The organism is Pseudomonas sp. NPDC096925 (assembly GCF_044762545.1).
Lineage (GTDB): Bacteria > Pseudomonadota > Gammaproteobacteria > Pseudomonadales > Pseudomonadaceae > Aquipseudomonas.
This window is the reverse complement of record NZ_JBIWEM010000001.1, coordinates 348,266-371,804: the sequence shown is the minus strand read 5'-3', so window position 1 is coordinate 371,804 and position 23,539 is coordinate 348,266. Positions and strand designations below refer to the sequence as shown.

The window sequence follows — 23,539 nt, the reverse complement described above, 5'->3', positions numbered from 1 at the left end:
GTTGGCTCAGGTGCGCTCAGCCCAGGCTGCGCTGCTGAAAAATTTCATGGTTACCGCATGGATGCTGCCATTGGCGATCCACGGATTCAGGTGAGCATAGATCGCCTGCTGGCGTTTGACCGGGCTCAGGCCAGCCAACTCGTCGCTGATCACGTTCAACTGGAAGTTGCAGCCTTCGCCTTCAACTTCGACCCGGGAACCCGGCAATTTCTCTTCAAGGAAGCTTTTAACTTCTACGGCCTGCATGCTCAACCTCAATCGGCGCCCGATGCGCACGGGTCGGCCATCATACAAAAAAGCCCCTCGCCTGCGAAGCCCAACGAGGGCTTCGCTGACCGAGGGGCCATCACAGGTGTCGAGCCATCAGGTTGCCAGCACTTCATCGAGGTCATAGACCTCGGCAATTTCCCGCATGTCGTCGGGCATGCTGCGTACCTGGCAGCCCTTGCCGGCGGCCTGGGCATCGCGCATGAAGGCCAGCAGCAACGACAGGCCGACACTGGTGGAGCGCTGCACCGCCGAGCAATCGAGTACCAGCTGCCCCTCGCGGCAGGCCGCGATCAGTGCCTTGCCCTGCTTGCGCAGGGCCGGCCCGCTGCGGTAGTCCAGCACACCGGCCAGGCGCAACACGCCCGGCTCGGCCATGCTTACACCGGCCTCACTCATTTGACGGTCTTCTCTGGCGAGTTGTCGGCGGCCTGCTTGGCCTTGGCCACTTCGCCGGCCCAGCCGTCGATGGTCTTGTCCAGATCGTTGCCATTGCGCTGCATCGCGTCGGCGAACTGGTCGCGGAACAGCTTGCCGATGTTGATGCCGTTGACGATCACGTTACGCACCTTCCACTCGCCGCCGATGTTTTCCATGGTGTACTGCACCGGATACACGGCACCGTTGTTGCCAGTGACCTTCATGCCGACGCTGGCACGCTTGCCGTCATCAGCCTTGGCCGGGTCGACTGCGATGCCCTGGTTGTTGTACTCGAGCAGGGCATTGCCATAGAACTGCATCAGGCTGCGCTTGAAGTTTTCCTGGAAGCGCTGCATCTGCTCAGGGGTGGCCTTGCGCGAGTACTTGACGGTCATGATGCTTTTGGAAATACCGTCGGCATCCACCACGGGGCCGAGGATGCGGTTCAGCGCATCGTAGAAGGCATTGGGGTTGGACTTGTACTGTTCCTTGTTGGCCTTCAGGTCACCCAGCAGCTCAGTGGTTGTGCCCTGGATCACATCGTGTGGGGTCTGCGCAGCCATGGTCAGCAGGGGGAAGGCTGCCAGCAGGACCAGCAGGCCACGTCGCAGGATGGAAATCATGGAAACTCCTTAATTAGCCGGTTGCGCTTCTTTAGGTTCCTTGCCAACGGAGTTGAGCAGGAACTTGCCAATCAGATCTTCCAGCACCAGCGCCGACTGGGTGTCGTGGATGGTCCCGCCATCCTTGAGCACCTGGTCTTCACCGCCCACGCTGATGCCGATGTACTTCTCGCCAAGCAACCCGGCGGTCAGGATCGAGGCAGTGGAGTCGGTCGGCAGGTTGTCCACCGACTTGTCCAGCTGCAGCGTCACCCGACCGGTGTAGGAATCACGGTCCAGATCGATGGCGGTAACCTTGCCGATGGTCACACCGGCCATGGTCACTTTAGCTCTGACCGTCAAACCGGCGATATTGTCGAAGTAGGCATAAACTTTATAGGTATCGCTGCTCGGGCTGGCCGACAGCCCGCTGACACGCAGTGCCAGCAGCAGCAGCGCCAGGATCCCGGCCAGGAGGAACAGGCCGACACCGATTTCCAGGGTGCGGTTTTGCATCAGAAATCTCCAAACATCAAGGCGGTCAGAATAAAGTCCAGACCCAGCACTGCCAACGAGGCATAAACCACGGTCTTGGTGGTGGCACGGCTGATCCCTTCTGAGGTGGGCTCACAGTCGTACCCCTGGAATACGGCGATCCAGGTCGTGACAAAGGCGAATACCAGGCTCTTGATCAGCCCGTTGAGCACGTCGTCGGTAAACGAAACACTGTTCTGCATGTTGGCCCAGAACGAGCCCTCGTAGACGCCCAGCCAGTCCACCGCCACCCACGAGCCACCCCAGATGCCGACCACGCTGAAAATCAGCGCCAGCAACGGCAGCGAGATGAAGCCGGCCCACAGGCGTGGCGCGACGATGTACTTGAGCGGGTCGACGCCGATCATTTCCAGGCTCGACAACTGCTCGGTCGACTTCATGTTGCCGATTTCGGCGGTCAGCGCCGAACCGGCACGGCCGGCAAACAGCAGCGCCGTCACCACCGGGCCGAGCTCTCGCAACAGGGTCAGGGCGACCATCTGCCCCACCGCCTGCTCCGAGCCGTACTTGGTCAGGATGCTGAAGCCCTGCAGCGCCAGCACCATGCCGATGAACACGCCGGACACGACGATGATCGCCAGCGACAGCACGCCCACCGAGTACAGCTGCCTGATCAGCAGCTGGAAGCCGCCGCCGATACCGCCACGGCCAATCAGCGCATGGAACAGGAACAGGCAGGAACGCCCCAGCACCGCCAGCACGTCGATTGCCGAGCGGCCCAGCAGGCGGACACGTTCGAGTAAGGATTTTCTGCGCATCAACGCGCCCCCAGCAAGTCGGCGCGGTAGTCAGGCGCAGGGAAGTGGAAAGGTACCGGGCCGTCCGGGTCGCCCTTCATGAACTGGCGAATGCGCGGGTTGTCCGAGCCCATCAGCTCGTCAGGCGTCCCCTGGCCCAGCACCTGGCCGTCACCTACCACATAGATGTAGTCGGCGATGCTGGCGGTTTCCGCCAGGTCGTGGGAAACGACGATGCTGGTGATACCCAGGGCATCATTGAGCAGGCGGATCAGGCGCACCAATACACCCATGGCGATCGGGTCCTGGCCGACGAACGGTTCGTCGTACATGAGGATCTGCGGGTCCAGGGCAATCGCCCGGGCCAGTGCCACCCGGCGTTTCATGCCACCGGACAGTTCGTCGGGCATCAGGTCGATGGCACCGCGCAGCCCCACGGCCTGCAGTTTCATCAGCACGATATCGCGGATCATTTCGTCCGACAGCTGGGTGTGCACGCGCAGCGGGAACGCAACGTTCTCGAACACATCGAGATCGGTGAACAGCGCGCCGCTCTGGAACAGCACCCCCATTTGCTTGCGGGCGTCGAACAGGTCGCTGCGCGACAACGTCGGCAGGTTCTGCCCGGCAACCCAGACCTCACCGCTGGAAGGGCGCAACTGCGCGCCCATCAGGCGGAGCAACGTGGTCTTGCCGCAACCCGATGGCCCCATGATACCGGTGACCTTGCCGCGCGGGATGCGAATGTCGACGTTGCTGAAAATGCTGCGCGAACCGCGTTTGAAGGTAACCCCCTTCAACTCGACCGCGTAGGCGCTATCCACACTCATCTAGACTCCTTGCTGGTGCAGCCTCGTCCTTATGGACGTCGGCCTCCATCTGGAAGGCACAAGCGCCCCTGGCAGGCCGAATAGCGGCGAACTATAGCACCGCTGGCAGCGCCGCCCCAAGGTCGGCTAACGAGTCGTTCAGCCCTGCGACAGGCTGACGAGACATTCGCCACGGCAATCGAAAGCGTGAGGGTTTCTTTCATTGCAGCTATAATCGCCGCCTTTTCATCAGGCATTGCTTTTTCGACATGAGCCAATCCAGCGAGCTGATCCAATCCGCCCAACGCACCCTGCGCCTGGAACTCGAGGCCGTAGAGGCCCTGCTGGCGCGCATCGACGACAATTTCGTCAAGGCCTGCGAACTGATCCTGGCCAGCAAGGGCCGGGTCGTCGTGGTCGGCATGGGCAAGTCCGGACACATCGGCAACAAGATCGCCGCCACCCTGGCCAGCACCGGCACACCGGCGTTTTTCGTGCACCCGGCCGAAGCCAGCCATGGCGACATGGGCATGATCACCCGCGATGATGTCATCCTTGCCCTGTCGAACTCCGGCAGCACCGCCGAAATCGTCACCCTGCTGCCGCTGATCAAGCGCCTGGGCATCAAGCTGATCAGCCTGACCGGCAACCCGGACTCGCCCCTGGCCCAGGCGGCCGAGGTCAACCTCGACGCCCGCGTCGAGCAGGAGGCCTGCCCGCTGAACCTGGCCCCCACCTCCTCCACCACCGCATCGCTGGTGCTGGGCGACGCGCTCGCCATTGCCCTGCTCGAAGCCCGCGGCTTCACCGCCGAGGACTTTGCCTTCTCGCACCCGGGTGGTGCGCTGGGCCGCCGCCTGCTGCTCAAGGTGGAGAACGTGATGCACGCCGGCGACGAACTGCCCAAGGTGCCCCGTGGCACCCTGCTCAAGGACGCACTCCTTGAAATGTCCCGCAAAGGCCTGGGCATGACCGTGATCGTCGAAGCCGACGGCAAGCTGGCCGGGATCTTCACCGACGGCGACCTGCGCCGCAGCCTGGACCGCAACATCGACGTCCATACCACCCTGATCGACCAGGTCATGACCGTGCACGGCAAGACGGCCCGCGCCGAAATGCTCGCGGCCGAGGCCCTGAAGATCATGGAGGACCACAAGATCGGCGCCCTGGTGGTGGTGGACCGCGAGGACCGCCCGACCGGTGCCCTGAACATGCACGACCTGCTGCGCGCCGGCGTAATGTAAAGGAGCGATGGAATGAACCAGGACCTCATGCAACGCGGCAAGCACGTCAAGCTGGCAGTGTTCGACGTGGACGGCGTGCTCACCGACGGGCGCCTGTACTTCCTCGAGGACGGCAGCGAGTTCAAGACCTTCAACACCCTCGACGGCCAGGGCATCAAGATGCTCATGGCCTCGGGCGTGACCACGGCGATCATCAGCGGGCGCAAGACCCCGGTGGTCGAGCGCCGGGCGAAGAACCTCGGCATCCCGCACCTGTACCAGGGCCGCGAGGACAAACTGGTGGTGCTGGACGGCCTGCTCGCCGAACTGGGCCTGAGCTATGCTGAAGTGGCCTACCTGGGCGACGACCTGCCCGACCTGCCGGTGATTCGCCGGGTCGCCCTGGGCATGGCGGTGGCCAACGCCGCGCCGTTCGTTCGCCAGCACGCCCATGGCGTGACCCAGGCACGTGGCGGCGAAGGCGCGGCCCGTGAATTCTGCGAACTGATCATGCAGGCCCAGGGCACCCTGGACGCTGCCAACGCCAACTACCTGTAAGGCTGCCCATGTTCAGCAAGAAAGCCCGCAACATTGCGCTGCTCGCGGTGATCGCCGCCCTGCTGGTGGCGATCGGCTACTGGAATGTCAGCCCGGAAAGCTTCCTCGACAAACCGGTGGCCCAGGTCGACGCAAGCGCCATCGACTACTACGCGGTCAACGCCCACAGCGTGCAGTTCCTGCCCGACGGCAAGCTGCAGTACGAAATGACCGCCGACAAGGTCGAACACCTCAAGGCCAGCGAAATCACCCTGCTGACCACGCCGGACCTGCACCTGTACCGCGGTACCGAATACCCGTGGCACGTGCAGAGCACCCGCGCCGAGGTCAACCCGGACGGCAGCGAGGTCGAACTGATCGACAAGGTCCGGGTTGCCCGCACCGACGAAAAGCAGCGTGAAACCATCATTACCAGCTCACGCATGACCGTGTTCCCGCAGAAGCAATATGCGCAGACCGAGCAAGCCGTTAGAATCGACGGCGCCGGTGGCACAACTACGGGCAAAGGAATGAAAGCGTATTTGAAAGAAGGCAAGATGGACTTGCTCTCTAACGTAAGAGGACAGTATGAGGCTCGTTAAAACCCTCCCCCTTTTGCTCAGCCTGAGCGCAGCACTGGGAAGCGCGAGCGCCCTCGCCCTGCCGAATGACCGTGACCAGCCTATCCGCATCCAGGCCGACAACGCCCACCTGGACGACAAGCAGGGCGTGGCCACCTACACCGGCGACGTGATCATCACCCAGGGTTCGATGATGATCAAAGGCAACACCGTGACCATCACCCGCTCCGCCTCCGGCGATATCGACGTGGTGACCTCGGTGGGCAACCTGGCCTACTTCGAGCAGCAGCAGAGCGCGGCCAAGCCGGACAAGATGAAAGGCTGGGGCGTGACCATCCAGTACCAGTCGCAGAAGGACCTGGTGATCCTCACCGACCGCGCCAAGGTCGAGAACGAGGGCAACACCACCGAAGGCGAGAAGATCGTCTACAACACCCAGACCCAGGTGGCGACCGCCGGTCGTGGTGGCAACGTGACTTCGCCGCGTCAGCGTATCGACATGGTGATCCAGCCCAAGAAGAAGGCCGAGTAAATGGCAACCCTCAAAGCCCAGCACCTGGCCAAGAGCTACAAGGGGCGGCAAGTCGTACGTGATGTCAGCCTGTCGATCGACAGCGGCCAGATCGTCGGCCTGCTCGGCCCCAACGGCGCCGGCAAGACCACTTGCTTCTACATGATCGTCGGCCTGGTCCAGGCCGAGCAGGGGCGCGTGCTGATCGACAACCTCGATGTCAGCCACCAGCCCATGCACGGGCGCGCCCGCGCCGGCATCGGCTACCTGCCGCAGGAAGCCTCGATCTTCCGCAAGCTGTCGGTGGCCGACAACATCATGGCCATCCTCGAGACCCGCAAGGACCTCGACCGCGACGGCCGGCGCAAAGAGCTGGAAAGCCTGCTGCAGGAGTTCCACATCAGCCACATCCGCGACAACCTCGGCATGAGCCTGTCCGGCGGTGAGCGCCGCCGCGTGGAAATTGCCCGCGCGCTGGCGACCGCGCCCAAGTTCATCCTGCTGGACGAACCCTTCGCCGGTGTCGACCCGATCTCGGTCGGCGACATCAAGCAGATCATCCACCACCTCAAGGCCAAGGGCATCGGTGTACTGATCACCGACCACAACGTGCGTGAGACCCTGGATATCTGCGAAACCGCCTATATCGTCAATGATGGCCGGTTGATCGCCGAAGGCGACGCCGAAACCATCCTGGCCAACGACCTGGTCAAAGAGGTTTACCTGGGCCACGAGTTCCGGCTCTGAGCCCGGCACGCGCCTGGAGTACTGGCAAATCGCCCTGAAACAGCGGGTAAAGTTGTTACAGTGCTCTAGGCAAACGCTACAATTTAAGGCATAAAACTTGCTTGATCTGGCGCCCCGGCGCCCTCGTGTAGTGGATGGCGCATGCGCGCCGGCGAACAAGGTATTAAGCCCCAGCCATGAAACCATCGCTCGTCCTAAAAATGGGCCAGCAACTGACGATGACACCGCAGTTGCAACAGGCCATCCGCCTGCTCCAGCTCTCCACCCTGGACCTCCAACAGGAAATCCAGGAAGCGCTGGAGTCGAACCCGATGCTCGAACGTCAGGAAGACGGCGACGACTTCGACAACAGCGACCCGATGGCGGACAACGCCGAGAACAAGCCGGCCGCCGAAGTCCAGGACAACAGCTTCCAGGAAAGCACCACCAGTGCCGACACCCTGGAAGACGGTGAGTGGAGCGAGCGCATCCCCAACGAACTGCCAGTCGACACGGCCTGGGAAGACATCTACCAGACCAGTGCCAGCAGCCTGCCAAGCAACGATGACGACGAGTGGGACTTCACCACCCGCACATCGGCCGGCGAAAGCCTGCAAAGCCACCTGCTGTGGCAGCTGAACCTGGCACCGATGTCCGACACCGACCGCCTGATCGCCGTCACCCTGATCGACAGCATCAACGGCCAGGGCTACCTGGAAGACACTCTCGAGGAAATCTGCGCCGGTTTCGACCCGGAGCTGGATATCGAGCTGGACGAGGTCGAAGCGGTGCTGCACCGCATCCAGCAGTTCGAGCCCGCCGGCATTGCCGCCCGCAGCCTGGGCGAATGCCTGTTGCTGCAACTGCGCCAGCTGCCCGCCAACACCCCGTGGATGACCGAAGCCAAGCGCCTGGTCACAGATTTCATCGACCTGCTCGGCAGCCGTGACTACAGCCAGCTGATGCGTCGCATGAAAATCAAGGAAGACGAGCTGCGCCAGGTCATCGAGCTGGTACAAAGCCTCAACCCGCGCCCTGGCTCGCAGATCGAGTCCAGCGAGCCTGAGTACGTGGTGCCCGACGTCATCGTGCGCAAGGATAGCGACCGCTGGCTGGTGGAACTGAACCAGGAGGCCATCCCGCGCCTGCGCGTCAACCCGCAGTACGCCGGGTTCGTGCGCCGGGCCGACACCAGCGCCGACAACACCTTCATGCGCAACCAGCTGCAGGAAGCGCGCTGGTTCATCAAGAGCCTGCAAAGCCGCAACGAAACCCTGATGAAAGTGGCCACGCAGATCGTCGAGCACCAGCGCGGCTTCCTTGACCACGGTGACGAAGCGATGAAGCCGTTGGTGCTGCATGACATCGCCGAAGCGGTGGGCATGCACGAGTCGACCATTTCGCGGGTTACCACGCAGAAATACATGCATACACCGCGTGGCATCTACGAACTGAAATACTTTTTCTCCAGCCACGTCAGCACCTCCGAAGGCGGAGAATGCTCGTCCACGGCGATCCGCGCGATCATCAAGAAACTGGTTGCGGCGGAAAATCAGAAAAAGCCATTGAGTGACAGCAAGATCGCTGGTTTACTGGAGGCACAAGGCATCCAGGTAGCCCGTCGCACCGTCGCCAAGTACCGCGAGTCCCTCGGCATCGCACCGTCGAGCGAGCGCAAGCGACTGATGTAGCCCCTGAGATGTACCACAGCGTTTGTGGGGCAGGTGCAAGACCTGCCTCTTTATGCACGGGCAACAAAGGAGAAGCTGTATGCAAGTCAATATCAGTGGACAGCATGTAGAAGTCACCCAGCCACTGCGCGATTATGTGCTTGAAAAGCTCGCTCGCGTGGAAAGTCACTTCGACAAGATCACCAACGTGCAGGTCATCATGAAAGTCGAGAAGCTGCAGCAGAAGGTCGAGGCGACCTTGCAGATTCCCGGCGGCGAAGTGGTTGCCAACGCCGAACACGAAGACATGTATGCAGCGATCGATGCCTTGGCCGACAAGCTCGACCGCCAACTGAAAAAACACAAGGAAAAACAGCAAAGCCTGCTGCAAGGTGCAGCTGCCCGCTGATCCCCCTCATCCATGATCCGACTTGAAACCATCCTGACCCCCGGCCGTTCCCTCGTGAACGTGCCGGGCGGCAGCAAGAAGCGCGCCCTGGAAAAGGTCGCCACCGTCATCGCCGAACAAGTGCCAGAACTGGAGATGCAGGATGTCTTCGAAAAACTGGTCGCCCGGGAAAAACTCGGTTCGACCGGTTTCGGCAATGGCATCGCCATCCCGCACTGCCGGCTGGAAGGATGTTCCGCTCCGGTCAGTGCCCTGCTGCACCTGGAAGCCCCTATCGACTACGACGCCATCGATGGCGCGCCGGTGGACCTGCTGTTCGTCCTGCTGGTGCCGGAAGCCGCCACCGATGCCCATCTGGAACTGCTGCGCCAGATTGCCAGCATGCTCGATCGCAAGGAGGTCCGTGATCGCCTGCGTGCGGCCACCAGCAGCGAGGCCCTGTTCCAGGTTGTCCTGGACGTACAGAACGAGCACTGAACATGCGCCTGATCATCGTCAGCGGCCGGTCCGGCTCCGGCAAGAGCACCGCCCTCGATGTCCTGGAAGACAACGGTTTCTACTGCATTGACAACCTGCCCGCCGGGCTGCTGCCGCAGCTGGCGGAAAATGCGCTGATCAACACCGAATTGCAGCAACCCAAGGTCGCCGTGTCGATCGACGCGCGCAACCTGCCCAGCCACCTGACACGCTTCCCCGAACTGCTCGAAGAAGCCCGCGCCCGGCACATCCAGTGCGACGTGCTGTACCTGGATGCCGACGAAGACATGCTGCTCAAGCGCTTCTCGGAAACCCGCCGACGCCACCCGCTGACAAACGCCAACCGCTCGCTCGCGGAAGCGATTCGTGTGGAAAGCGAATTGCTGGGGCCGATTGCGGACCTGGCCGACCTGAAGATCGATACCACCAACCTGAACCTTTACCAGCTGCGCGATTCGATCAAGCTGCGCCTGCTCAACCAGCCCGAGCCTGGCACCGCGTTCCTGGTCGAGTCGTTCGGTTTCAAGCGCGGAATGCCGGTCGATGCCGACCTGGTGTTCGATGTGCGCTGCCTGCCCAACCCCTACTGGAAGCCCGAGTTGCGTGAGCACTCCGGCCTCGACCAACCGGTGATCGACTACCTGGCCGCACAGCCGGATGTCGAAGAGATGTTCAACGACATTTCCAGCTACCTGCTCAAATGGCTGCCCCGTTTCGCCGCCAGCAACCGTGCCTACGTTACCATTGCCATTGGCTGCACCGGCGGCCACCACCGCTCGGTGTATATCACCGAACGCCTTGGCCAGTTGCTGCAGCAATCCCTGAAAAACGTCCAGGTCCGCCACCGCGACCTCTAGCCCAAGGATCCACCCCACGATGCCCGCCCGTGAAATAACCATCATCAACAAGCTGGGTCTGCATGCCCGGGCGGCAGCCAAGTTCGTCGGCGTTGCCGGCCGCTTCCCCTGCCAGGTCAGGGTTGGCCGTGCGCCGGACAAGCTGGTGGATGGCAAGAGCATCATGGCGGTGATGATGCTGGCGGCCGGCAAAGGCACCCAGGTGCACCTGCATACCGAAGGTGAGCAGGACGACGATGCCATGGCAGCGCTGGTCGAGCTGATCAACAATTATTTCGACGAAGGCGAATGAATTTCGCTGGCCCGCACGGTCCTTGTGGGAACAGCTAGATTGCCCAGTCCTTTGGGCTGCGCAAGCGGTCCGCGTACCCTGTGGGAGCGGCTTTAGCCGCGAAGAATCCAACGCGGTGATGGCACCGGCTGCGCCGGTGTTCGCGGCTGAAGCCGCTCCCAAAGCGAAGCCGGTGCCCCCCATCATCAGGCGCAAGCCAATACACAGCCCCAAGCCGGCCAGACCAAGTCCAACCAGGCGAAACCGCGCGCCAATAGCAGCGCAGTGCCTGCCAGCAACAGCAAAGTCCCAAGCGTCAGGCGAAACAGGCGAAACAAGCGCACACGGCTGACAGCCATCATCCCGGAGCGCATAACGGTGCGACGCACTTCAGGGCTTCGAGGTAGCGGCGCTCCACTTCCGCCCAGGCAATGACGTTGTAGAAGGCACCGATGTATTCCGGACGACGGTTCTGGTACTTCAGGTAGTAGGCATGCTCCCACACGTCCAGGCCGAGGATAGGCGTATTGCCGTGCATCAGCGGGCTGTCCTGGTTGCCGCTGCTTTCCACTGCCAGGGTTTTCTGCGGGGTCACGCTGAGCCAGGCCCAGCCACTGCCGAAGCGGGTCAGCGCAGCCTTGGTGAAGGCCTCCTTGAAGGCGTCGAAACCGCCCAGCTGCGCACTGATGGCTTGCGCCAGCGAGCCCTGCGGCTCACCCCCACCCTGCGGCGACATCACGGTCCAGAACAGGCTGTGGTTGGCGTGCCCGCCGCCATGATTGGTCACCGCACCACGCAGGTTTTCCGGCAGTTGCCTGACCGCACCGACCAGTTTTTCCACCGGCCACTCAGCCCACTCGGTGCCTTCGATGGCGGCGTTGAGGCCATTGACGTAGGTCTGGTGGTGCCTGGTGTGGTGGATTTCCATGGTCTGCGCGTCGATGTGCGGCTCCAGCGCAGCGTAGGCATAAGGCAGTGCAGGCAAGGTATGAGGCATGTCAGCAAATTCCGTAGGCATGGGTTGGGCGATGGCCAGCGCGGCCATCGCAGGCGCTTGGGCCGTGACTCCGGGTCAGATACCACCGGCGGTAAGTTTTTCCGGGTCAAGCAGCGCTTCCAGCTGGTCGCGCGACAGGTCGGTGTGCTCCAGCGCCACATCGATGATCGGTCGGCCCTGCTTGTAGGCGGTCTTGGCGATTTCGGCGGCCTTGAGGTAGCCGATGATCGGGTTCAGCGCGGTGACCAGGATCGGGTTGCGCGCCAGGGCTTCCTTGAGCTTGCTTTCGTTGACCTTGAAGCTGGCGATGGCCTTGTCGGCCAGCAGACGGCTGACGTTGGCCATCAGCTCGATGCTCTCCAGCAGGTTGCGGGCGATCACCGGTAACATCACGTTCAGCTCGAAGTTGCCGGACTGGCCGGCGATGGCAATGGTGGCATCGTTGCCGATCACTTGGGCGGCGACCATGGCGGTGGCCTCCGGAATCACCGGGTTGACCTTGCCTGGCATGATCGAAGAGCCCGGCTGCAGGCCTTGCAACTCGATTTCGCCCAGCCCGGCCAGCGGGCCGGAGTTCATCCAGCGCAAGTCGTTGGCGATCTTCATCAGCGCCACGGCAGTAGTCTTGAGCTGGCCCGACAGCGCCACGGCGGTGTCCTGCGAGCCGATCAGGGCGAACAGGTTCTGCCCGGGGGTGAACTCGACCTGCGTCAGGCCGCTGAGCTGGCGGGCGAAGCCGGCAGCGAACTGTGGGTGGGCGTTGATGCCGGTGCCCACGGCAGTGCCCCCCTGGGCCAGCGCCTGCAGGCTCGGCAGGCTCGCTTCGATGTGTGCCTTGGCGCCTGTGATCTGCGCCGCCCAGCCATCCAGCACCTGGCTCAGGCGCACGGGCATGGCGTCCATCAGGTGGGTGCGGCCGGTCTTCACGTACTGATGCACCTGTGCCGACTTGGCCTCGATCACCTGCACCAGGTGCGCCAAGGCTGGCAGTAATTGCTCGTGCAGGGCCAGGGCGGCGCTGACGTGGATGGTGGTCGGGATGATGTCGTTGCTGCTCTGGCCGCAGTTGACGTGGTCGTTGGCGTTGACGGCGTCACCCAGCACGCGGCTGGCCAGGGTGGCGATCACCTCGTTGGCGTTCATGTTCGAGCTGGTGCCAGAACCGGTCTGGAACACATCCACCGGGAAGTGCTGGATGAAATCTTCAGCCAGCAGCTGCTCGACTGCCTTGACGATGGCCTGTCCCTGCGCAGCCGACAGCTGTTCCAGTTCGACGTTGGCCTTGGCCGCGGCAGCCTTGGCCAGCAGCAACGCACGAATGAACTGGGCCGGCATGCGCTGGCCGCTGATCGGGAAGTTGTCGACCGCGCGCTGGGTCTGGGCACCGTACAGGGCCTGGGCCGGCACCTGCAGTTCGCCCATGCTGTCACGCTCGATACGGGTATCACTCATCATCAAATCCTTGCATCAGTTCATCGGGAGAAATCGACGGCAGCAGGCGGCAGTTGGCCAACTGCAGGGCGTAGGGCTGCCAACGCGGGTTCTGTGCCTCGCGGTCGAGGTTGCGCAGGTCCAGCAGCGGGCGCCAGGCCTGGTCCAGGCACAGGCAGCGCCAATGCCAGGGCAGCATGCGGTCGCAGGCGGTATCCAGCAGCAGGCGAAAGGAAGTCAGCGCCACCGTCCATGGCGAGGTCTCGGTGCAGCACACCAGGTAGCGCCCTTCGGCCAGGTAATGCTCGATCAGGCGCGGCTCGTCGGGTTCGAGCGCGCAGCGTATGCGTCGGCTGAGCCAACGCCAGTTTTCCAGGTAGGGCAGTTCGCGGAGGACGGGTTTCATGAACATCATCGCCGAGTTACTGGATAATGATATTCATTATTAAGTGATAACTAGAATCACTTCAAGAGAAAGGTGATGAAACAAAAACCCGGCGCGGGGCCGGGTCTTCGGTTTCATTGAAAATTCTGTAGTGCCTGCGCCGGCCTCTTCGCGGGTAAACCCGCTCCCACAAGGACCACGCCACGGTACCTGTGGGAGCGGGCAAGCCCGCGAAGAGGCCGGTGCAGGTTATGGATCAACTGCCTGCTACAGTCATCCGCTCGATCAGCACCGAGCCGGTGTGAATGTTGCTGCGGGTCTCAAGATCGCTGCCAATCGCGACAATCTGCTGGAACATGTCTTTCATGTTCCCGGCAATGGTCACTTCCTGCACCGCGTGCTGAATCTCGCCATTCTCGACCCAGAACCCTGCCGCGCCACGGGAATAATCCCCCGTCACCATGTTCAGGCCATGCCCCATCAGCTCGGTCACCAACAGCCCGCGACCCATGCGGCGGATCAGCGCCGCCTGGTCTTCGACACCGTGGCTGACGAACAGGTTGTGCACGCCACCGGCGTTGGCCGTGCTTGGCAACCCCAGCTTGCGCCCGGAATAGGTACCCAACAGGTACGACACCAGTTCGCCCTTGTCGACAAACGGCTTGGCATAGGTAGCCAGGCCATCGCCATCGAATGCGGCACTGCCCAGTGCCCGCGGAATGTGCGGACGCTCGTCGAGGGTCAGCCAGGTGGGGAACAGGCGCTGGCCAATGGTCCCCTCCAGGAACGAGGATTTGCGGTACAGGTTGCCGCCGGAGATGGCCGACAGGAAGCTGCCGAACAGGCCACCGGCCAGCTCGGCCGAGAACAGCACCGGCACCTCGCAGGTGGGCACCGGCCGCGCACCCAGGCGGCTGGCTGCACGCTGGGCGGCGCGCACGCCGATGCTACGCGGGTCGGCCAGCAGGTTGCCCTGGCGGTTCACGTCGTACCAGTAGTCACGCTGCATTTGCCCGTCGCCTTCGGCGATCATCACACAGCTCAGGCTGTGCCGGGTCGAGGCGTAGCCACCGATGAAGCCATGGCTGTTGCCATACACGCGGCAGCCCTGATGGGTATTGAGGGTGGTACCGTCGGCATTGAGGATACGTGGGTCGGCGTCGAACGCCGCCGCCTCGCAGGCCAGGGCCATCTCGATGGCCTTCTCCGGCTCCAGGTTCCAGTCGTGGTACAGGTCCAGATCCGGAATCTCGCGGGCCATCAGCGCTGCGTCGGCCAAGCCGGAACACTCGTCCTCGGAGGTATGCCTGGCAATTGCCAAGGCGGCGGCGACGGTTTCGCGGATCGCTTCCGGGCCACTGGCCGAGGTGCTGGCCGAGCCTTTGCGCTGGCCCACATAGAGGGTGATGCCAAAGCCCTGGTCGCGGTTGAACTCGACCGTTTCGACCTCACGCTGGCGTACCGTGGTGGACAGGCCCTGCTCCAGCGACACCGCCACTTCGCAGGCACTGGCCCCCTGGCGGCGCGCTTCGGCGATGATCGCCTCGACCTGCTCCTGCAATGCTGGCAGGTCCTTGGGACCTACGCTCTGGACTGCACTCATGGTTCTCTCCACTCAAATTCTGCGTTCGGCAAGGGTCATTCTACGACCGGGCCGGACAAGCGGCCCCCGACTGGTTATCATGGCGGCGATTTCTAGCGGACTGCCACCATGGTTGATTCAAACGACGACGCCTTCGACGGCGAAAAAAGCAAAACCCAGATCAAGCGCGAGCTGCATGCGCTGGTCGAACTCGGCGAGCGCCTTACCACGCTCAAGGCCGATACCCTGGCCCGCCTGCCGTTGACCGACGAGCTGCGCAAGGCCCTGGCCGAAGCCAGCAAGCACACCGCACACGGTGCCCGCAAACGCCACATGTCGTTCGTCGGCAAGCTGATGCGCGTGCAAGACCTGGATGCCATCCACGCCTTGCTCGAACAGATGGACAGCTCGACCCGCCAGTACAACGAACGCTTCCACAACCTGGAGCGCTGGCGCGACCGGCTGATCGACGGCAATGACGAAGACCTCGAGCGCTTCGTCAGCGAGTACCCCGACACCGACCGCCAGCAGCTGCGCTCGCTGGTACGCCATGCCCAGCACGAGAAGGCGCGGAACAAACCGCCTGCCGCCGCGCGCAAGGTGTTCAAGTACATCCGCGACCTGGACGAGCTGCAACGCGGCTTGCGCTGAATCGCCGGGGCCGCTTGGCGGCCCAATCGCGACACAAGGCCGCTCCCACAGTAAGTGCGCTGCCATTTCTGCACGGCGCGGTCCCTGTGGGAGCGGCCTTGCGTCGCGAAAGGACCGCAAAGCGGTCCCAGATGGCCATCACGCCCCTGTACCGCCCACGGTAATCGCATCCAGCTTCAGGGTCGGCTGCCCGACCCCGACCGGCACCGACTGCCCGTCCTTGCCGCAAGTCCCTACCCCGCTGTCCAGCGCCAGGTCGTTACCGACCATCGACACCCGGCTCATCGCCTCCGGGCCATTGCCGATCAGGGTCGCCCCCTTCACCGGCGCGGTAATCTTGCCGTCTTCGATCAGGTAGGCCTCACTGGTCGAGAACACGAACTTGCCGCTGGTGATGTCCACCTGGCCACCGCCGAGGTTGGCGCAGTAGATACCCCTCTTCACCGAAGCGATGATTTCCTGCGGGTCGCTTTCGCCCGCACGCATATAGGTGTTGGTCATGCGCGGCATCGGCAGGTGCGCGTAGGATTCGCGGCGGCCGTTGCCGGTCACCGCCATGCCCATCAGGCGCGCGTTCAGCTTGTCCTGCATGTAGCCCTTGAGCACACCGTTCTCGATCAGCGTGGTGCACTCGGTCGGGGTGCCTTCATCGTCCACGCTCAGCGAACCACGGCGGCCTTCGAGGGTGCCGTCGTCGACGATGGTGCACAGGCTCGACGCCACCTTCTCGCCAATGCGGCCGCTGAACGCCGAGCTGCCCTTGCGGTTGAAGTCACCTTCCAGGCCATGGCCGACAGCCTCGTGCAGCAGCACCCCTGACCAGCCCGAACCCAGCACCACCGGCAGGGTACCGGCCGGCGCCGGGATCGCTTCCAGGTTCACCAGGGCCTGGCGCAGCGCTTCGCGGGCATAGCCCATGACCCGTTCTTCGGTGAAGAAGCGGTAGTCGGTACGCCCGCCACCGCCCTGCCCGCCACGCTCGCGGCGGCCGTTCTGCTCGACGATGACGCTGACGTTGAAGCGCACCAGCGGGCGCACGTCGGCGGCCAGGCTGCCATCGGCCGCAGCGATCAGGATGCGCTCCCAGACCCCGGCCATGCTCACACTGACCTGCTGGATACGCGGGTCCAGGGCACGAGTAGCGGCGTCGACACGCTTGAGCAGCTCGACCTTTTCGGCACGGCTGAGCACATCCAGCGGGTTGTCCGCCGAATAAAGGGCGGTCACGTCCTGGCTGCGGAAGGCCTGTACCTTGCCGTTCTGCCCGGCACGCGAGATCGAACGGGCGGCCCGGGCGGCCGAGGTCAGCGCCTCGAGGTTGATCGCGTTGCTGTAGGCGAAGCCAGTCTTTTCACCGGACTGGGCACGCACGCCCACGCCCTGGTCGAGGTTGAAACTGCCCTCTTTGACGATGCCGTCTTCCAGCGCCCAGGTTTCCGAGATCTGGCCCTGGAAATACAGGTCGGCGGCATCGATGCCGGGGCCAGCCAACTCACCCAGCACGCTCTGCAGGCTGTCCAGGGTCAAGCCGCCTGGGGCCAGGAGCTGCTCACTGACGGTGGATAACATCTGGCTCATAGTCACTCCGAGGTGTGCGCAGGCCGCAACGCGCCCTGCGAGAAAAAGCGCCGGTGCGATACCACCGGCATGCGCGCCCGGATGGACGCTTGTTCGTCAATGTCGCGCTCGGCGAGCAGTACCGCTTCACCTTGCGCCTGTTCCGCGACGATGCGCCCCCAGGGGTCGACGATCGCCGCATGGCCATGGGTTTCCCGTGGCCCCGGGTGGGTACCACCCTGGGCCGCAGCCAGCAGGTAGCACTGGGTCTCGATGGCACGGGCGCGCACCAGCACTTCCCAGTGCGCCGCGCCCGTTACCGCAGTAAACGCGGCCGGCGCAGTGATCAGCTCCGCGCCGGCGGCGCGCAGCGCGCTGTACAGTTCGGGGAAGCGCAGGTCGTAGCACACGCTCAGCCCCAGCCGCCCCACCGGCGTATCAGCCACCACCACCTGGGCGCCGTGTGCGTAGTCGTCGGACTCGCGATAGCGGCCACGGTTGTCGGCAACGTCGACGTCGAACAGGTGCAGCTTGTCATAGCGTGCCGCTACCTCGCCGTGTTCGTCGATCAGCAGCGAGCAGGCATGAGCCTTGGCCTCGGGCTGGCCGACCGGTGGCAATGGCAAGGTACCGGCGACAATCCATAACTTGAGGTCGCGGGCGGTGCGTTTCAACCATGGCAGAATCGGCCCTTCGCCCAACGCTTCGGCGCGCCCGATGGCAGCGGCGTCCTTGCGGCCCATGGCGGCGAAGTTTTCCGGCAGCACGGCCAGCCGTGCACCGCCAGACGCGGCCTGCTCCAGCAGGGCACCGGCGCGCTGCAGGTTGGCCAGCACATCGTCCTGGCTGACCATCTGGATTACCGCTGCCTTCATGGGCACTCCTAGCGGGATTTCTCGAAAGGTTTCACAAATGTGATTCTAGGCTCTTTCACCGGCCCTTCGACACGGTAGTGCACGCTGGCGAAGCGCGACACGCGATCACCGATCAGCCGGTCGACCAGGAACAGCGCCCCGCCAACGGCCGGCGCGCCGACAATCAGAGCCGCCAGCGGCAGGTTGTTGGTCACCGGCAGGCTCACCTGCAGGTTGGCATCGACCCGGTCGCGTACAAGGTCCAGGGTACCGTCCAGCTCGAAGTTGCTCGACGGGCCGGTCACGGCGATTGGCTCGCGGGTCACGTAGACACCATCACTGGCCACCAGCAAGCCCTTGACCCGGTCGTAGGCCAGGCCCTTGTCGAACAGGTCGGAGAAGTCCAGGCGCAAGCGCCGGCCGATGGAGTTGAAGTTGAGCAGGCCGAACACCCGCAGCGCCTGGGCACTGCCTTCGACCTCGACGAACTGGCCGGTGCGCAGCGCTGCGTCCATGCTGCCGGAGAAGCGCTTGAGGCTCACCGAGGCCGGCGAACCCGGCCAGCGGCCATCCACATCCAGGCGGAAGTCGCGGCTGGTCACGGTCGGGGCAAAGCCCCAGGCCTTGAGCACATCCGCCAGGTTCTTGCCGTCCAGGCGCCCTTTGTACCAGCTGCTGGTGCTACCCGGTTCGCCTTCCCAGCCGCCGCCACCATCGATACGCAGGCCCTTGAAGTCGAGGTCGATATCGCTGGCGGTCACGCCGCGCGCGGTCGGCCGCAGCTTGAGTGACGCGCTGCCGAACAGGTCGTCACCGCGGTAGAGCTTGTCGATGCTCAGGTCCAGCGCCGGCACCTTGCGCGGGTCGAACGAGGCCAGCGGGTCCGGGCCCTCCTCGGCCTGTGCCTCGGCCTGCTTTTCAGCAGCGCTGGCGGCGGGCAGGCGCAAGGTCTGCATGCGCACGACCATGGGCGCGCCCTTGGCGTCCGGCACCCGGGCGTTGCCGATGACCTCCTTGCTGTCGAGGCGCAGATCCCAGGCCGGGCCACCACGGGCCAGACGCACCACGGCCTGGTTCAGGTCCAGGCCAAAGGCTTTCAACTGGCCGATGCTCAGGTCGACGCCCTGCAGGTTCTGCCGCGCGCTACCGCCCGGATCGTCACCGGCCAGCCGCGCCGCCTGCTCTTGCCAGGGCGCCAGGTCCAGTGCCTCCAGGCGCCCGCGTACCCGCAGGCCCTGGCCGGCAGGTAGCTGGGCGTCACCTGCGCCCAGCAACAATTCGCCACGGCCCTGGGCCAGTTTGTCAGCCGGCGCAGCATAGGCGAAGCGGGCAAGGTCGGTGTAAGCAGCATCGAAGCGCCGTTCCGGGCCTTGCAGACTCATGCTGAACCGGCTGTCACGGGTATCCGCGGCCGCCTTGCCGAACGGTGCCGGCAGGTCGATGGCCAGGCCCTTGAGGCTGGAGGTGACACTCAGGCGGTTGTCCCGGCTACCCAAGCTGACCTGCAACTGGTACGGCAGGTCGCCGGACGCAGGCAAGGCCTGGTTGAACTGCAGCCAGTCGGTCAGCGCCTTGAGCGCGACCCGACCATTGGCGTTGATGCGGGTCTGCATCTGCCCTGGCTGGCCTTCGGCGGTGATTTGCGCCGTTACCGGCTTGCCGAAGGCCTGCAGGCTGATGCCCTTGCCGCTCAGGCCCTTGTCGAAATCGAAACTGAAGTCACCCTTCAGGCGGCTCAACTCCAGGCTCGGCGGCGCGACTTTCAGCCGCGCATCGCTGGTGGCAAAGTCCACCTGCACTTTCGGCCGCTCCCCGCGGACCAGCGGAATGTCGAGCTTGACCTTGCCCTTGAGCGGCCCCTCGCCCTCCCAGCCTGCGAAGATCTCGCCAGTGCCGATTGGCGCTTCCTTGAGGATCTTCAGGCCATCGCCCAGGCTGCCGTCGAAGTCGCCATCGAGGTACAGGTGGCTTTGCTGGCCCTCGTCGACATGCGGGATATCGACGCTCACATCACTGACCTTGGTGTCGAGCAGCACGCCGCGCTGGGCCTTGATGCGCACACCGCTGTCCTCGATGAACACATCACCATCCACGTGCTGCACCTGTGGCCAGCCCGGCTGGAAGTCCAGGGCTGCATCACGCACCTTGAAGAACAGGCTGATGCTGCGGGCTTCCGGTGCGGCGCCATGGTTCAACGAGCCCTGGTACTGGAAGTAGCCTTCGTCCACCGTGCCCTTGACGATCGCGCTGCGCAGCCATTCGTCGAGGGCCGGGCTGAGCACCTCGGGCAGGTACTTGGCGGTGTAGCGACCATCGCCTTCGGTCAGGCCGACGCGCAGGTCCATGTAGTCCTCGCGGCCCTCTTCGAACAACAGGCGAATGAGGAAGTCACCGGCGATCTTGCCCTCTTCGCCCAGTACCTTGAGGTAAGGCGCGACCAGGGTGAAACCTTCCTTGTCCAAGGCCCAGGTCAGGCGCGCATTGGCCTTCTGGTAGTGCCAGGGTTTGGCGAAGATCGGGTACAGGTGCAGCATGAATGCCTCGGTATCCAGGCGCAGTTCACCATGGCCAAGGTCACCGCTGATGCTGCCGCTGACATTACCGGCCGCCGGGGCATTGTGATAGGCATCGAAACCGACCTTCTCCAGGTTGGCCTCGAACTGCAGGCGCTGGTCACCCTCGGCCTTGGGCCGTGCTTGCAGGCGCACATTGCGCAGTGCGCCGGTCACCTTCAGGCCATCGACCACGGCCATGACCTTGTCCGGCAACGGCGCCAGGGCATCGATCAGCGGGGTCAACGGCGTGAGGTCGAGGCGGTCGGCCTGCACTTGCCAGCTTTCCGCGGCTGCATCCTCGCCAGGACGCTGCTGCAATTGCAGGTGCGATTCCCAACGGGTCTTGCCGATATCCATGGCCAGGGAATCGACCACTACATCGAAGCCTTGCTCCCGGCGCTGGAACCAGGCACCCAGGGCCAGGTTGTTCAGTGTGGCCGCCTTGCGCCCGGCATAGGCGCCCTGCAGCTCGGGTGCATTGAGGCGCACCACGCCCTGCTGCAACTGCCCGTTGCGCCAGTCGACCCAGAACTCGCCGCCCGCCCGCAAGGCGTCGGCATGCCACTGGCCCAGCAGGCGAGGCGGCAGCCAGCGCGCCCAGTCACTCTGCGGCAGGCTCAGGTAGGCTTCGACCTGGCCGTCGCGCCAGGCGTTGGCCGACGCACGGCTGCGCAGGTTCAGCGCCAGGGGCTGGCCATCGGGCAGGGTCGCGCGCAGGTCCAGGGCCTGGCGCGAAGCCCCGGCCTGCAGGCCGGCGCTCACGTAAGTCAGGGTCAGCGGGTCGCGCTGCCAGGGGTGCAGGGTGACCTGGCTGTCGAACACATCGATGCGGCCCAGCTGGCGCAGGCGCTGCAGCAACTCGGCCGGGTCGAGCGGCGCATCGTTCTGCTTTGGCAAGCCTTCGAGGCTCCAGGCCCCCTGCTCGTTCTCGCGCAGGATCAGTTGCAGACCGCCCAGCTGAATGCGTGCCAGGCGTACTTCGCGGGCGGTGAGGCTGGCCCAGACATCGGGTACTACCTTGACGTCGTCCAGGCGCAGGGCCGTGGCCCCATCGCCCAGTTGCAGGTCGCGCACCCGCAGCACCGGCGCCAGGCCGCTCCAGCGGCCTTCCAGGGCACCGACGTGCACGGGCAACCCCAAGGCTTGCTCGGCCTTGGCCTCCACATCGGCGCGGTACTCGGCCACCAACGGCACCAGTTCGCGACCGAGGCTGACATACAGCGCCACCAGTACCGCCAGCAGGGCGCAAACGCCCAGGCCCCAGCGGGTCAAGGCGACAAGAACGCGGGTCAGACGTCCCATGGCCATGGCCCTCCAGGTCGTTTATCCATGATGGCCCGTCGTACCGGTTTTGCCAGCCCGGGCCACCCGTGGCGCGTTTCAGAAGGCCTCAGAGCAGCACCACATCGTATTGTTCCTGCGAATACATCGACTCCACCTGGAAACGAATGGTTCGGCCGATGAAGGCCTCCAGCTCCGCGACGTTACCGGACTCTTCATCCAGCAACCGGTCGACTACCTTCTGGTTGGCCAGCACGCGGTAGCCTTCGGCCTGGTAGGCACGGGCCTCGCGCAGGATCTCGCGGAAGATTTCGTAACAGATGGTCTCGGGGGTTTTCAGCTTGCCGCGGCCCTGGCAGGCCAGGCAGGGCTCGCACAGCACTTGTTCCAGGCTTTCCCGCGTGCGCTTGCGGGTCATCTGTACCAGGCCCAGTTCGGTGATGCCGATGATGTTGGTCTTGGCGTGATCGCGCTCCAGCTGCTTTTCCAGGGTGCGCAGCACCTGGCGCTGGTGCTCTTCGTCTTCCATGTCGATGAAGTCGATGATGATGATGCCGCCAATGTTGCGCAGGCGCAGTTGCCGGGCGATGGCGGTGGCGGCCTCGAGGTTGGTCTTGAAGATGGTCTCTTCAAGGTTGCGATGGCCGACGAAGGCGCCGGTGTTCACATCGATGGTGGTCATCGCTTCAGCCGGATCGACCACCAGGTAGCCACCGGACTTGAGCGGTACCTTGCGCTCCAGCGCGCGCTGGATCTCGTCCTCGACACCGTACAGGTCGAAGATCGGCCGTTCGCCCGGATAGTGTTCGAGGCGGTCGGCGATTTCCGGCATCAGCTCGCCAACGAACTGCGTGGTCTTCTGGAAGGTTTCCCGCGAGTCGATGCGGATCTTCTCGATCTTCGGGTTGACCAGGTCGCGCAGGGTACGCAGGGCAAGGCCCAGGTCCTCGTAGATGACCGTGGGCGCGCCGCAGGTCTTGATCTGGGTGCCGATCTGCTCCCACAAGCGGCGCAGGTAGCGAATGTCCTGCAGGATCTCTTCGGCGCGCGCGCCTTCGGCCGCAGTGCGCAGGATGAAGCCGCCAGCGTCCTTGATGTTCTCGCTTACCATGCAGTCGCTGACCACCTGCTTGAGGCGCTCGCGCTCGGCTTCGTCTTCGATCTTCAGGGAAATGCCGACATGGCTGCTGCGCGGCATGTACACCAGGTAGCGCGACGGGATCGACAGCTGGGTGGTCAGGCGCGCGCCCTTGGTGCCGATCGGGTCCTTGGTCACCTGTACCACCAGGGCCTGGCCTTCATGCACCAGGGCGGTGATGTTCTCTACCGCCGAGCCTTCACGCTGGGATATTTCCGAGGCATGGATGAACGCCGCACGCTCCAGGCCGATGTCGACGAAGGCCGCCTGCATGCCCGGCAGCACGCGCACCACCTTGCCCTTGTAGATGTTGCCGACGATGCCCCGGCGCTGGGTGCGCTCGACGTGCACTTCCTGCAGCACCCCGTTTTCCACCACCGCCACGCGTGACTCCATCGGGGTGATGTTGATCAGGATCTCTTCACTCATGGCAGGCTCTCGTCAAAGGTCTTGGGT

25 protein-coding genes are annotated in these 23,539 nt (G+C 63.9%); 11 read left to right on the top strand and 14 right to left on the bottom strand.

Features of this window, described 5'->3' with window-relative positions; translation table 11 throughout:
• Window positions 1–6 precede the first annotated feature (6 nt).
• The 6 genes from ACIQYU_RS01825 to ACIQYU_RS01800 form a co-directional block, all read right to left on the bottom strand.
• Entirely contained in the window at window positions 7–246 is a 240-nt protein-coding gene (locus tag ACIQYU_RS01825) for a BolA family protein (RefSeq protein ID WP_003255121.1), read from the bottom strand.
• Window positions 247–363: 117 nt separating this feature from the next.
• The gene (locus ACIQYU_RS01820) at window positions 364–666 is read right to left on the bottom strand and encodes a lipid asymmetry maintenance protein MlaB (RefSeq protein ID WP_402797992.1); all 303 of its coding nucleotides are present in this window, start codon (window positions 664–666) and stop codon (window positions 364–366) included.
• Window positions 663–1,310: a phospholipid-binding protein MlaC gene (locus tag ACIQYU_RS01815; RefSeq protein WP_063911367.1), complete on the bottom strand. Its 648-nt coding sequence runs from the start codon at window positions 1,308–1,310 to the stop codon at window positions 663–665. The genes ACIQYU_RS01820 and ACIQYU_RS01815 overlap by 4 nt, the downstream gene beginning before the upstream one ends.
• Before the next feature lie 9 nt (window positions 1,311–1,319).
• On the bottom strand, window positions 1,320–1,805 hold the full coding sequence (mlaD, locus tag ACIQYU_RS01810; RefSeq protein ID WP_003257921.1) for an outer membrane lipid asymmetry maintenance protein MlaD: 486 nt from the start codon (window positions 1,803–1,805) through the stop codon (window positions 1,320–1,322).
• Window positions 1,805–2,602 (bottom strand): lipid asymmetry maintenance ABC transporter permease subunit MlaE, encoded by a 798-nt coding sequence (gene mlaE / locus ACIQYU_RS01805; RefSeq protein ID WP_063911366.1) that lies wholly within the window; start codon window positions 2,600–2,602, stop codon window positions 1,805–1,807. The genes mlaD and mlaE overlap by 1 nt, the downstream gene beginning before the upstream one ends.
• Window positions 2,602–3,411, bottom strand: coding sequence for an ATP-binding cassette domain-containing protein (locus tag ACIQYU_RS01800; RefSeq protein ID WP_012270662.1), 810 nt, complete (start codon window positions 3,409–3,411; stop codon window positions 2,602–2,604). Before ACIQYU_RS01800 ends, mlaE begins: the two co-directional genes overlap by 1 nt.
• 248 nt (window positions 3,412–3,659) lie before the next feature.
• Between ACIQYU_RS01800 and ACIQYU_RS01795 the strand changes: the two genes are divergently transcribed.
• From ACIQYU_RS01795 to ACIQYU_RS01750, 10 genes are all read left to right on the top strand, one after another.
• On the top strand, window positions 3,660–4,634 hold the full coding sequence (locus ACIQYU_RS01795) for an SIS domain-containing protein (protein WP_063911365.1): 975 nt from the start codon (window positions 3,660–3,662) through the stop codon (window positions 4,632–4,634).
• A gap of 12 nt (window positions 4,635–4,646) precedes the next feature.
• Window positions 4,647–5,171: an HAD family hydrolase gene (locus tag ACIQYU_RS01790; protein WP_207834684.1), complete on the top strand. Its 525-nt coding sequence runs from the start codon at window positions 4,647–4,649 to the stop codon at window positions 5,169–5,171.
• 8 nt (window positions 5,172–5,179) lie between these two features.
• Window positions 5,180–5,752 carry an LPS export ABC transporter periplasmic protein LptC gene (gene lptC, locus ACIQYU_RS01785; RefSeq protein WP_207834686.1) on the top strand — a complete coding sequence of 191 codons (573 nt, stop codon included), beginning with the start codon at window positions 5,180–5,182 and terminating at the stop codon, window positions 5,750–5,752.
• Complete coding sequence (gene lptA, locus ACIQYU_RS01780; protein ID WP_063911362.1) at window positions 5,739–6,263, top strand: lipopolysaccharide transport periplasmic protein LptA; 525 nt, start codon at window positions 5,739–5,741, stop codon at window positions 6,261–6,263. The genes lptC and lptA overlap by 14 nt, the downstream gene beginning before the upstream one ends.
• Window positions 6,264–6,989, top strand: coding sequence for an LPS export ABC transporter ATP-binding protein (lptB, locus tag ACIQYU_RS01775; protein WP_003255132.1), 726 nt, complete (start codon window positions 6,264–6,266; stop codon window positions 6,987–6,989).
• Between the two features lie 176 nt (window positions 6,990–7,165).
• Entirely contained in the window at window positions 7,166–8,659 is a 1,494-nt protein-coding gene (locus tag ACIQYU_RS01770; RefSeq protein ID WP_063911361.1) for an RNA polymerase factor sigma-54, read from the top strand.
• A 79-nt stretch (window positions 8,660–8,738) separates the two neighbouring features.
• Complete coding sequence (gene hpf / locus ACIQYU_RS01765) at window positions 8,739–9,047, top strand: ribosome hibernation-promoting factor, HPF/YfiA family (protein WP_003255135.1); 309 nt, start codon at window positions 8,739–8,741, stop codon at window positions 9,045–9,047.
• A 12-nt stretch (window positions 9,048–9,059) separates the two neighbouring features.
• On the top strand, window positions 9,060–9,524 hold the full coding sequence (gene ptsN / locus ACIQYU_RS01760) for a PTS IIA-like nitrogen regulatory protein PtsN (RefSeq protein ID WP_015269060.1): 465 nt from the start codon (window positions 9,060–9,062) through the stop codon (window positions 9,522–9,524).
• A gap of 2 nt (window positions 9,525–9,526) precedes the next feature.
• On the top strand, window positions 9,527–10,381 hold the full coding sequence (gene rapZ, locus ACIQYU_RS01755) for an RNase adapter RapZ (protein ID WP_207834688.1): 855 nt from the start codon (window positions 9,527–9,529) through the stop codon (window positions 10,379–10,381).
• A gap of 19 nt (window positions 10,382–10,400) precedes the next feature.
• Window positions 10,401–10,673, top strand: a complete 273-nt coding sequence (locus tag ACIQYU_RS01750) for an HPr family phosphocarrier protein (RefSeq protein WP_013971075.1) — start codon at window positions 10,401–10,403, stop codon at window positions 10,671–10,673.
• Window positions 10,674–11,010: 337 nt separating this feature from the next.
• Here ACIQYU_RS01750 and ACIQYU_RS01745 read toward each other — a convergent pair whose 3' ends face one another.
• The 4 genes from ACIQYU_RS01745 to pmbA all read right to left on the bottom strand — a co-directional run bounded on the left by ACIQYU_RS01745 (window position 11,011) and on the right by pmbA (window position 15,068).
• Complete coding sequence (locus tag ACIQYU_RS01745; RefSeq protein WP_402797979.1) at window positions 11,011–11,649, bottom strand: superoxide dismutase; 639 nt, start codon at window positions 11,647–11,649, stop codon at window positions 11,011–11,013.
• 75 nt (window positions 11,650–11,724) lie between these two features.
• On the bottom strand, window positions 11,725–13,101 hold the full coding sequence (locus ACIQYU_RS01740; RefSeq protein WP_207834693.1) for a lyase family protein: 1,377 nt from the start codon (window positions 13,099–13,101) through the stop codon (window positions 11,725–11,727).
• Window positions 13,094–13,495, bottom strand: a complete 402-nt coding sequence (locus ACIQYU_RS01735; RefSeq protein WP_063911358.1) for a hypothetical protein — start codon at window positions 13,493–13,495, stop codon at window positions 13,094–13,096. The genes ACIQYU_RS01740 and ACIQYU_RS01735 overlap by 8 nt, the downstream gene beginning before the upstream one ends.
• A 226-nt stretch (window positions 13,496–13,721) precedes the next feature.
• The gene (gene pmbA / locus ACIQYU_RS01730; RefSeq protein WP_039612741.1) at window positions 13,722–15,068 is read right to left on the bottom strand and encodes a metalloprotease PmbA; all 1,347 of its coding nucleotides are present in this window, start codon (window positions 15,066–15,068) and stop codon (window positions 13,722–13,724) included.
• A 108-nt stretch (window positions 15,069–15,176) separates the two neighbouring features.
• Here pmbA and yjgA point away from each other — a divergent pair, with 108 nt between their 5' ends.
• A complete protein-coding gene (gene yjgA, locus ACIQYU_RS01725; RefSeq protein WP_207834694.1) occupies window positions 15,177–15,698 on the top strand; it encodes a ribosome biogenesis factor YjgA in 522 nt (173 codons plus the stop codon).
• 138 nt (window positions 15,699–15,836) lie between these two features.
• Here yjgA and tldD read toward each other — a convergent pair whose 3' ends face one another.
• The 4 genes from tldD to rng form a co-directional block, all read right to left on the bottom strand.
• A complete protein-coding gene (gene tldD / locus ACIQYU_RS01720; protein WP_402797971.1) occupies window positions 15,837–17,276 on the bottom strand; it encodes a metalloprotease TldD in 1,440 nt (479 codons plus the stop codon).
• 2 nt (window positions 17,277–17,278) lie between these two features.
• Window positions 17,279–18,130, bottom strand: a complete 852-nt coding sequence (locus ACIQYU_RS01715; protein ID WP_015269054.1) for a carbon-nitrogen hydrolase family protein — start codon at window positions 18,128–18,130, stop codon at window positions 17,279–17,281.
• Between the two features lie 8 nt (window positions 18,131–18,138).
• Window positions 18,139–21,972 carry a YhdP family protein gene (locus ACIQYU_RS01710; RefSeq protein WP_233693879.1) on the bottom strand — a complete coding sequence of 1,278 codons (3,834 nt, stop codon included), beginning with the start codon at window positions 21,970–21,972 and terminating at the stop codon, window positions 18,139–18,141.
• An 82-nt stretch (window positions 21,973–22,054) separates the two neighbouring features.
• Window positions 22,055–23,512: a ribonuclease G gene (gene rng / locus ACIQYU_RS01705; protein ID WP_207834714.1), complete on the bottom strand. Its 1,458-nt coding sequence runs from the start codon at window positions 23,510–23,512 to the stop codon at window positions 22,055–22,057.
• Window positions 23,513–23,539 lie beyond the last annotated feature (27 nt).

Excerpts from the sequence above, each read along its gene's own strand:
- ACIQYU_RS01825 (WP_003255121.1), bottom strand. The coding sequence starts at position 246 with ATGCAGGCCGTAGAAGTTAAAAGCTTCCTTGAAGAGAAATTGCCGGGT.
- ACIQYU_RS01820 (WP_402797992.1), bottom strand. The coding sequence starts at position 666 with ATGAGTGAGGCCGGTGTAAGCATGGCCGAGCCGGGCGTGTTGCGCCTG.
- ACIQYU_RS01815 (WP_063911367.1), bottom strand. The coding sequence starts at position 1,310 with ATGATTTCCATCCTGCGACGTGGCCTGCTGGTCCTGCTGGCAGCCTTC.
- mlaD (WP_003257921.1), bottom strand. The coding sequence starts at position 1,805 with ATGCAAAACCGCACCCTGGAAATCGGTGTCGGCCTGTTCCTCCTGGCC.
- mlaE (WP_063911366.1), bottom strand. The coding sequence starts at position 2,602 with ATGCGCAGAAAATCCTTACTCGAACGTGTCCGCCTGCTGGGCCGCTCG.
- ACIQYU_RS01800 (WP_012270662.1), bottom strand. The coding sequence starts at position 3,411 with ATGAGTGTGGATAGCGCCTACGCGGTCGAGTTGAAGGGGGTTACCTTC.
- ACIQYU_RS01795 (WP_063911365.1), top strand. The coding sequence starts at position 3,660 with ATGAGCCAATCCAGCGAGCTGATCCAATCCGCCCAACGCACCCTGCGC.
- ACIQYU_RS01790 (WP_207834684.1), top strand. The coding sequence starts at position 4,647 with ATGAACCAGGACCTCATGCAACGCGGCAAGCACGTCAAGCTGGCAGTG.
- lptC (WP_207834686.1), top strand. The coding sequence starts at position 5,180 with ATGTTCAGCAAGAAAGCCCGCAACATTGCGCTGCTCGCGGTGATCGCC.
- lptA (WP_063911362.1), top strand. The coding sequence starts at position 5,739 with ATGAGGCTCGTTAAAACCCTCCCCCTTTTGCTCAGCCTGAGCGCAGCA.
- lptB (WP_003255132.1), top strand. The coding sequence starts at position 6,264 with ATGGCAACCCTCAAAGCCCAGCACCTGGCCAAGAGCTACAAGGGGCGG.
- ACIQYU_RS01770 (WP_063911361.1), top strand. The coding sequence starts at position 7,166 with ATGAAACCATCGCTCGTCCTAAAAATGGGCCAGCAACTGACGATGACA.
- hpf (WP_003255135.1), top strand. The coding sequence starts at position 8,739 with ATGCAAGTCAATATCAGTGGACAGCATGTAGAAGTCACCCAGCCACTG.
- ptsN (WP_015269060.1), top strand. The coding sequence starts at position 9,060 with ATGATCCGACTTGAAACCATCCTGACCCCCGGCCGTTCCCTCGTGAAC.
- rapZ (WP_207834688.1), top strand. The coding sequence starts at position 9,527 with ATGCGCCTGATCATCGTCAGCGGCCGGTCCGGCTCCGGCAAGAGCACC.
- ACIQYU_RS01750 (WP_013971075.1), top strand. The coding sequence starts at position 10,401 with ATGCCCGCCCGTGAAATAACCATCATCAACAAGCTGGGTCTGCATGCC.
- ACIQYU_RS01745 (WP_402797979.1), bottom strand. The coding sequence starts at position 11,649 with ATGCCTCATACCTTGCCTGCACTGCCTTATGCCTACGCTGCGCTGGAG.
- ACIQYU_RS01740 (WP_207834693.1), bottom strand. The coding sequence starts at position 13,101 with ATGAGTGATACCCGTATCGAGCGTGACAGCATGGGCGAACTGCAGGTG.
- ACIQYU_RS01735 (WP_063911358.1), bottom strand. The coding sequence starts at position 13,495 with ATGATGTTCATGAAACCCGTCCTCCGCGAACTGCCCTACCTGGAAAAC.
- pmbA (WP_039612741.1), bottom strand. The coding sequence starts at position 15,068 with ATGAGTGCAGTCCAGAGCGTAGGTCCCAAGGACCTGCCAGCATTGCAG.
- yjgA (WP_207834694.1), top strand. The coding sequence starts at position 15,177 with ATGGTTGATTCAAACGACGACGCCTTCGACGGCGAAAAAAGCAAAACC.
- tldD (WP_402797971.1), bottom strand. The coding sequence starts at position 17,276 with ATGAGCCAGATGTTATCCACCGTCAGTGAGCAGCTCCTGGCCCCAGGC.
- ACIQYU_RS01715 (WP_015269054.1), bottom strand. The coding sequence starts at position 18,130 with ATGAAGGCAGCGGTAATCCAGATGGTCAGCCAGGACGATGTGCTGGCC.
- ACIQYU_RS01710 (WP_233693879.1), bottom strand. The coding sequence starts at position 21,972 with ATGGCCATGGGACGTCTGACCCGCGTTCTTGTCGCCTTGACCCGCTGG.
- rng (WP_207834714.1), bottom strand. The coding sequence starts at position 23,512 with ATGAGTGAAGAGATCCTGATCAACATCACCCCGATGGAGTCACGCGTG.